This is a genomic window from Methanobrevibacter sp. (assembly GCF_045541095.1).
Taxonomy (GTDB): domain Archaea; phylum Methanobacteriota; class Methanobacteria; order Methanobacteriales; family Methanobacteriaceae; genus Methanocatella.
In genome coordinates this window covers 1-9,068 of record NZ_JAZQIJ010000056.1, presented here as the reverse complement: position 1 = coordinate 9,068, position 9,068 = coordinate 1, and the positions used below count along the sequence as shown (strand labels likewise).

General features: G+C 34.3%; 5 protein-coding genes. All 5 read left to right on the top strand.

The genetic code is table 11. From position 1 onward, the window contains the following. Positions 1-264 precede the first annotated feature (264 nt). Entirely contained in the window at positions 265-609 is a 345-nt protein-coding gene (locus ACKI2P_RS02710) for a hypothetical protein (protein WP_407374773.1), read from the top strand. A gap of 45 nt (positions 610-654) precedes the next feature. Then, complete coding sequence (locus ACKI2P_RS02705; protein WP_407374771.1) at positions 655-1,215, top strand: DUF2284 domain-containing protein; 561 nt, start codon at positions 655-657, stop codon at positions 1,213-1,215. Next, a complete protein-coding gene (gene npdG, locus ACKI2P_RS02700) occupies positions 1,216-1,905 on the top strand; it encodes an NADPH-dependent F420 reductase (protein WP_407374769.1) in 690 nt (229 codons plus the stop codon). A gap of 6 nt (positions 1,906-1,911) precedes the next feature. Then, on the top strand, positions 1,912-2,397 hold the full coding sequence (locus tag ACKI2P_RS02695) for a hypothetical protein (RefSeq protein WP_407374767.1): 486 nt from the start codon (positions 1,912-1,914) through the stop codon (positions 2,395-2,397). A 121-nt stretch (positions 2,398-2,518) separates the two neighbouring features. Further along, positions 2,519-9,068, top strand: a 6,550-nt coding sequence (locus ACKI2P_RS02690) for a beta strand repeat-containing protein (RefSeq protein WP_407374766.1), incomplete at its 3' end; no start/stop codon positions are given.

The following is a 9,068-nucleotide window of genomic DNA, read 5'->3' as shown; positions in this document are numbered from 1 at the left end:
TTTCATGCATATATTCCCTACAAAGTTCCTAAATAAACTACTGAACTCTTGTGACATAAATAAAAATATTATATGCATGGCCTAAGAATCTCAGGCTTCTACAAGCCGGAGAGGTTCAATTAACTAATTATAAATAGTTTTGGTTCGATTTAACATAAATTTTAATATTTTAAAGCAATTTTACTAATTCAAATCAATTTTTACTTTTTAGTAATATTCATATACTTTTAAATATAAAAATTAGGATAACCTAAAAGTGATACCATGAGTGAAAAAACTTTCCTATATGAATGGACAAGACAGGATTTAAATGATTTAAAGCCAATTGAAAAAAGGGCATTCAAAAAGGCCGATGAGCTAAACGACAAGATTTTAGATTTGAAAATCTTTTTAGATGAGATAAATGAAGACTGGGATGAATACATGCAGTTTCTGGAAGATGAGAGAATCTCAAAGCTGTGTGAGTTTCACTGCCAGGAATGCATTGACTTTGATGAGGAGCTTCTCTCATCAATTGTCACAACACTCAAGAAGTCCCTCAATGATGTCAACAAATCGATTAGCTACAATTCCAAAAAAATAAAGATAAATCAAGTGATTGACGGGTAATACTAATAGAAAATTTTATAATATTCAACTTTTATATAGATAATTATGTCAGAGATTAAAAAACTTACTGCCGATGTCGATGCCGGCGAGTATTTTGAAAACTATGTGAACTTTGAGGAAATCTCAAAACTGTGCATCGAAGAGCAGGAAATGCTTGGATACAACTGGAGCTATCCGCCATTTGAATTCGATGCTGATGACGTGTGGAAATCATATGACAAACTCAAGATAATTGCTTTTAAAATCGAATTTTCCCCTGAAGAGCTTGAACACACCTTTGAGGAAAGGGAACTGGAATTTGTCCTCAAGAGATTTGAAAGGCTTAAAGTCAAGCTGATGAATGAAATATATATGCTTGAGGATGAAAACTCACTGGGACTATTTTTAGGTAAATGCAACCTGTGCATGAGATGTACAAGGGAAGTCGGCGTTCCCTGCAAGATGCCTTTCAAGATGAGATACTCCCTTGAGGCTTTGGGTGCTGATGTTGACAGGACAATGGAAGATCTGTTTGATTTGAAAGTGATTTATGCTCAAAACGGAAAGCTGCCGGAATATTTGCTCTTTGTCGGCGGACTTCTGTATGATAAAAAATTAGGTGATTAAATGAAAATTAGTGTAATTGGAGGAACAGGACCACAAGGACTTGGAATTGCAGAAAGACTGGCCATTGCAGGCATGGATGTAATTGTAGGTTCAAGAAAAGAGGAAAAGGCTTTGGATGTAGTTGCAAAAGCAAAAGAAGATTTATCCGATTATGATTTGTCAAACATGGTAGGTATGGCAAATGAAGACGCTGCAAAAGAAGGCGACGTACTTATAATTACCGTACCTCTGGCTGCACAAAAACCAACCCTTGAAGGAATCAAGGAGTTCTGTGCTGACAAGATTGTTATGGATGCAACCGTGCCTCTTGAAACTGCAATCGGCGGAAAACCTTTCAGATTCATTGATTTGATGGAAGGATCAGCCGCTGAAAGAACTGCTAAAATCCTGGAGGGAACAGGTGCAAAGGTAATCTGCGCATTCTGTAACATTTCAAATTCCCATCTGGCAAACATTCCTGAAGAAATCGACTGTGACTGTCTTATAGCCGGTGATGACGCTGATGCTAAGGCAACTGCAGCAGAAATCATTGATAAAATCCCTGGAATCAAGACAATCGACTGCGGTATTTTGGAAAAAGCACGTATCATAGAAAAAATCACTCCGCTTCTCATTGGACTTAACATCAAATATAAATCCCATTACGGCGGACTTAGAATAACCGGAATTCCTGCACTCGATAAGGAATAGATTAACATGGATTCATTCGAGGCTCTTGTTGGAAAAAACATCCATGAGGTAGTCTTGGATGAATCGGAAACTTTTTTTGTTGCTCCTGTGGAGTATTTTTATAAAAACTGCGGAAAGAGATATCCTGCATCGAAATTTAAATTATCTGATTTGGACTATTTTAATTTTATTGGCTTTTCAGAGCTTTTTAAGTATGAATCTGTTTTAATAATATGGCATGATTCAACTGGTCTTATAACCGATCTGGAGCTTTATTATTTAAGCAACGACTTTGACGTGCTTTTTAAGGATTACTGGTATATTAAGAAAGCCATTGATAATGGTGAGGCTCCCAAGTTGCGTGAAGGAGATACCCAGTATCTTGGAGCTTCAAGATTGCCTGAAAAAGTTGCCCAGCCAAACAGTGACAGGCTGGCCGATAGACGTGAACTTGTTTTGAAGAAAAAATATCTTCAAAAAATCCTTGATGAAATGGGATTTAAATGCCGATAAACTTTATTTTTTAACTTTTTTTTGTAATTTTATTCAATTTTTTCTTAATAATATAAATATTATATTATACATAAATAATAACATTCTCGATTAATATTTAGTGTAAAAGGAGAGAATTGTTTTGAAGTTTAAAAAGGAGATAATTACTATTTTATTAATTATCTGCGTACTTTTTACAATTTCGGCAATAAGTGCAGCTGACAGTGGTGATGAAGCTGTAAGCGTTGCCAATGATACTGTGAAAGTAACGGGGGTTAATGTAAATAGTGAAAATAATTTACAAAAAAGTAATGACGATGTTGAAATTTTGGGGGATCCGGATGACGGAAGCTTTGCTGCTTTGAATACTAAGATAAGCGGTGCTTCTGGAACGGTTTTATTAGAAAATGATTATGAATATAAGAGCACTGATACTATTACTTCTGGAATTAATATTGCAACTGCCAATTTGATCATTGACGGACAAGGTATCACTACTATTGATGCAAAAGGCAATACAAGTATATTTAATGTAAATGCCGATGGGGTTACATTAAGAAATATAAAATTTGTCAATGGATTTTCTTCAAGTGGAGCGGCTGTAATTTCAAGTTCTAGGCATGGCAGTTTACTTATTGAAAATTGTACGTTTATTGATAATAATGGTGCATATGGTTCAATATATATGTTATATCCTAATTACAATAGAATTACCGGTTGTACATTTATTAACAATACAGGTTCAGTTAGTGGTGCAATTACTTCCAGGTACTATCAGTGCAATATTGATAAATGTATTTTTATAAATAATACTGGAAATACGGCGGGTTCTATTTATTATGTAGTTTTTGCTGATGATGCAAGTATTTCAAATTCGATTTTCATAAATAATACTGGACAGTATGATGTTGTTTATGATAATCAATATGCAAGTAACTATGGTAATACACTTACTGCAGAAAATAACTGGTGGGGTCTAACTAAAGACAATTATAAAACTGCAACTCCAAAGGTAAATTCTGCTTTGAAAATAAATAAACAGTATGTTTTAGATTTGAATTTGGACGGCAATGGAAATGCTTTTGTATCATTAAATAATTTATTGGAAGATGGGGTTTTAAGTGAAGATACAAACTATGCTTTACCTACAATTGATTTGGATGTTAAAGGAGAGGATATTGAAGTTCCTTCTAAAGTAAAAATTGATGGTACCGGGAAAAATACAATCATTTACACTCCAGCTGATTCATATTTATTGACAGTCGGTACCAGTGGTGCTGAAATAACCCGAGGAGTTGATCCTACTTTCATTTCACTGCAGAATAATATTAACGATGATGTAAGCGGTGAATTATCATTGATAAGGGATTACAATTATGATGCAGATAGGGATGGCAGTTTAACCAACGGTATTGAAATCACTAAAAGTTTAACAATTGATGGTAACGGACATTTCATTGATGCAAAAGGATTATCTAACATTTTTTACTTTAATGATGATACTGGTTCTCAGGATTTAATCTTAAAAAATATTATTTTCAGAAATGCAGTCGGTACAGATGGTGCTGTTGTATACTTTAAGGGAAATAAGATTGAAGTAATTAACTGTACTTTCACTAATAATGATGCAAGTGGTCAGGGTGATGTATTATATATCAATGCAAACAGTAATGAAAATAAAATAACAGAGTCAAGTTTTATAAACAATGTCGGTTCTAATTCTGTAATTTATATGAGTCCTACCACAACAGCTAATATCAGCAATTCAATATTCATCAGCAATGATGCTGCCTACAACGTTGTAGGGTCAAGCAATGTTGTTGTTGATTATAACTGGTGGGGTAATACAGCTCAAAATTATGATACTAAAATCACTAAAACAGATGGTATAACTGTTAATAAATGGTTATTCCTGAAAATAGAAGCGAACCCGGCTACTGAAGGCACTGCAACAGTATCTTTAAATAATCTTTTTGACGGTAACGATAAAGGTAATTATGACAGCTATGCACTACAGGCCATAACACTTAATCTTGGAGGTACACATGCACAGTGCAATCCGACTGCTGTAACTCTCAATGATAACGGTCAAGCTACTTTCGGATTTGCGATGATGAGAACTACAGCTACATTAACTGCAAGTTTTGAGGATATAACTGCCATTAAAGAACTGGAATATGTAATTGTCTGTGACGGTAGTTATAATGAACTATATGATCTTATCTGGTTTACTCCACAGAGAGGAGTTCTAAACCTGGAACATGATTTCAAATTTATTGATGGTGTAGATACATTGAATGTAATATTTTTAAATAAAGATATTACCATTAACGGAAATGGTCATACAATTGATGGTGATAAAAAAGTGTCAATATTCTGGTTTGATGAAAATCATGTAACTTTAAATAATATTACATTCAAGAATGGGGTTTCTGATTATGGTGCTGCAATTTATCACTCTGCCCAATCTTTAAATGTGAATTACTGTACATTCATAAACAATCAGGCTAGTGATTACGGTGGTGCGGTTTATAATTATGGCGGTACAAATTCCTTTGTTAACTGTACCTTTATCAATAACTACGGTAACAGAGGAGGTGCAGTTTATGATAATGGTCCTGTCAACACTTTCATCAATTCCACTTTCGCAAATAATCGCGCTTCAACAGGTGGTGCAATATATAGCTATGAAAGTGACAATACTAAGTTTGCAAACTGTACATTTGAAAACAACAGTGCAACTAATGCCGGGGTTTTATGTATTTATCATTCATTCGTTGATTCAGATAATTGTACATTTAAAAACAACACTGCAGATCAGGGAGCAGTATCATATACAACAGGATACAGAAATGTGATTACAAACTCCAAATTTATTAAAAATATTGCAAAAGCAGGTGCTGTGATTTATGATGCAAATACTAATGTTGCGTCAGCAGACAAGTGTATTTTTATTAACAATACTGCAACAACAGCTTTAATTTATGTAATGGGGGGTTACACTCTTGAAAATTCCATTTTATTAAACAATTCAGGGACAAATCTTCTTTTTTCATTTATTCCAGAACAGTTTTTCGCCAATTATAACTGGTTTGGAAACAATATTACCAACTATGACGAAAGACCTAATGTTCCTGCTAATCTGGCAATGGGTCCATGGTATGTTTTAGATGCCAATGCAACAAACGAATATGCAACAATTTCTTTAAACAATCTATATGATGGTACAAACCTTATCAGGGGATATTCATCTTACAGTCTTCCGAATATCACATTAAACACTGAATCAACTAATCTGGATGTTCCAGAAACAATTACACTAAATAAAAACGGAAAAACAAATGTTGCATATGCATTGACTGATGAAAAAGGATTATTAACAGTCAAAAACGCCAATGCAGTAGCAACAACAGAAATTAGGGCTGGAGATTTTAATATCATTCAGAAACTTGTAGATGAGAATGATGTGGTTGAGTTAACACGTAACTTTACTTATGATTTATTATTTGACACTATCACAGAAGGAATTGTAATAGATCGTGACAATGTCGTAATCAAAGGAAACGGCTACATTATTGATGCAAAAGGCCAGTCCAGAATATTCAAGATAACAGGTTCAAATGTCGTAATCGAAAACATCACCTTCATCAACGCCAAAAGCGATGAGAATGGTGGTGCAATATACTTTGACGGTGAAAGTGGAACTGTAAAATCATCTGTATTTACAAATAACACAGCTGCAAGTGGAAGTGCAATATACTGGATAAAAAACAATGGAAAAGTAAATGATTGTGTATTCATTGACAATCCTGGAGATAATGCAATTTATGCTCCAAGCGACTTGAATGCTGATTATAACTGGTTTGGAAATAACGCTTCCAATTACAATAAAAACATTGCAAAGGTTGAAGGATTCACATTAAACAACTGGTATTTCTTAAACATTACATTAGGACAAGCGGCTGCAACAATTGATTTGAATAATGTCTACAATGTTTTGGATGCTACAAACAGTTCCAATGAAAATTGCGCTTTAGGAAACTTGAACATGACATTTTCAGGTGAAAACTTGACTGTTCCGGAAAGTTTTGTTATCTCTAAAGGCATTGGTGATGTTCCTATTGATCCTGTATATAAGGATATATCATTAACCGCAAGTTTCGGATCTGCTTCATATAATAAAACTTCTTCTCTATTAGGGGACTTTGCGATTTTAGCGGAATTAATCAGCTTAGCCGGTGAAAACGGAGTTGTCGAGTTAGACCGTAATTATAATTATATTGATGGTGCGGATACTGGCGATACCGGAATTATAGTATCCCTTAAAAATTTAACAATCAACGGTAACGGATTTACTATCAACGCAAATGGCAAATCAAGAATATTCAACATCCAAAATGCTCACAATTTAACTATTAAAAACATTACTTTAACTAATGGTTATAGTACTAGTTATGGTGGTGCAATTAATTTGAAAGCTGCAAATGATGCCACAATTAGAGATATAATAATTAAAAACAGTTATTCTACTGGACAAGGTGGAGCAATATATATTAATGGTGGTGTTAACAAGAGATTCATTAATGTGACTTTCATAAAAAACGCAGCTGTTACAGGTGGTGCATTGGCTTTATGGGATACGAATAGTCTTGACAGCAATTTTATTTATAACTCAACATTTGTAAATAATTCCGCTTCTTCCAATCTTGGTGGAGGTGCAATTTATAGTTATTCTGGAAAAATAAATATCACAAATTCAGATTTCATAAATAATTCTGCATACTCTACAACTATGGGAAATAATGGTGGAGCTATTTATATTTCAGCTACTGCTGATGAGGTCAGTATTGTGAATTCCACTTTTAGAAACAATTTTGCAAAAGGTAAATCTACAAGTTACGGAGGAGCAATATACTGGGCTGCTACAGATACACTTTCCATATCTAATTCCACTTTCATTGGAAATGATGCAAAAGGAGGTACAAGCTATGGTTATGGTGGTGTATTGTATACTACTGCAGGTACTCACAATATTGTAAACTCAACATTTTTGGATAATCATGCTAAATCTACAGGGGGAGGGGGAGTAGCTTATTCTGCAGGTAGTGCATCTCAAACCAATTTCAGAGATTCAATATTCCTTGGAAATTACTATTCTGTCTCACCTCAAGCATATCCAAGTGTTGTTGGCAGGTCTAGCGGTAGCTATAATTTAGACAACTGCTGGTTTGGAAACACTCCTTCAGATACAGGAAATCGTGGAGTTACTCCTGGTACCTATATAATTGTAAACAACAGATTGTCATTGAATTCTGAAACAGACCCATATATGGTGGTTGGTGAAGACAGAAATGTCAAATTTGTTTTCACTTATGTTGAAAATGGTGTTAATAAGGTTTATGATTCATCCAATCTTCCTAAGGTAAATCTTACACTGACACCTTCCAACGGAAAAGTTAACAAGAACAATGCATTAATGGAGGAAAATATTTTATTCAATGCAGACCAAAGGGAAAATGTTAAAATAACTGCTTCATATAATGTTGCTTCATTAACAGTTCCTCTTGAAGTAAAATATCCAGTTAAAATCATAGCTGATGATGAAATCACAATTCATGTTGGTGATGTGGATGTGCCTGTTCCTGCAGAGTTAAGTGAAAGCGCCGCTACTGGTGTTATAAATTATCGTGGAGGAGATGAATTTATCGAGGTCATGGCTAATGGATATGTAACTGGTCTTAAATACGGAACATCTGTTTTAACAATTTTTTATACTGGTGATGATAATTATGCACCAACCAGTATTGAAATTCCTGTAAATGTAATAAAATATGATACAGAAGTTCAAACAGATTCAGATTCAATCACTGTTGAATGGGGTGCGGATTCACAAAAATTAACTGCCAGAGTTATATCTGATAATTCTGATCAGGAAGTACTGCCAATAACAGCCAATATTAATGACCCAAATATTGTTAAATTATCTCAAGATGGATACTTGACTTTCTTAAATGCTGGAAAGACCAATATTACATTACATTTTGCTGGAAATGACAAATACAATCCTAGTGAAAAGAAAAATATTACTGTAACTGTAAACAAGGTTCCGTCAGCTATTGGAATTGATCCAAATGAAATTGAATTGGACTACAAGTCTTCAAACACTACAACATTATCCTTGACAGGATGCAGTGTTGATGCGGAAAATATCGCTGTCTTTGATAATGAAGGCAATCCTGTATCCAACTGCATTGCATTTGAAAACAATGTAATCACAATCAGCAACCTTGATGTTGGAACATACACATTGAAAGTTACCACAACCCCAGACAATAATCATACTTCTGTTGACGCTACTGCTGCAATAACAGTCAATAAGATTGACTCCAGTGTAACTTTCTCCAATAATGTTGTCTTTGATTATAAAGGCTTCGGCACTACTACCTTAACTTTAGAAGGTTGTACTGTTGATAAGGAAAATATTTCTGTTGTTGATCATTCTGAAGCGGTTATTGAATATGATCCTGATACTAATGTGATTACTGTTTCCGGTTTGGATGCCGGCGAATACACTTTAAAAGTTGTTACAACTCCTGACGATAATCACAAGTCTGTTGAAAATACTGTTTCTGTTACTGTCAATAAGATTGATTCTGATATTACTTTATCTAAATCTGATATTGTGTTTGATT

What these genes read in the sequence shown, in the direction of transcription:
- ACKI2P_RS02710 (WP_407374773.1), top strand. Translation starts at nt 265, where the DNA reads ATGAGTGAAAAAACTTTCCTATATGAATGGACAAGACAGGATTTAAAT.
- ACKI2P_RS02705 (WP_407374771.1), top strand. Translation starts at nt 655, where the DNA reads ATGTCAGAGATTAAAAAACTTACTGCCGATGTCGATGCCGGCGAGTAT.
- npdG (WP_407374769.1), top strand. Translation starts at nt 1,216, where the DNA reads ATGAAAATTAGTGTAATTGGAGGAACAGGACCACAAGGACTTGGAATT.
- ACKI2P_RS02695 (WP_407374767.1), top strand. Translation starts at nt 1,912, where the DNA reads ATGGATTCATTCGAGGCTCTTGTTGGAAAAAACATCCATGAGGTAGTC.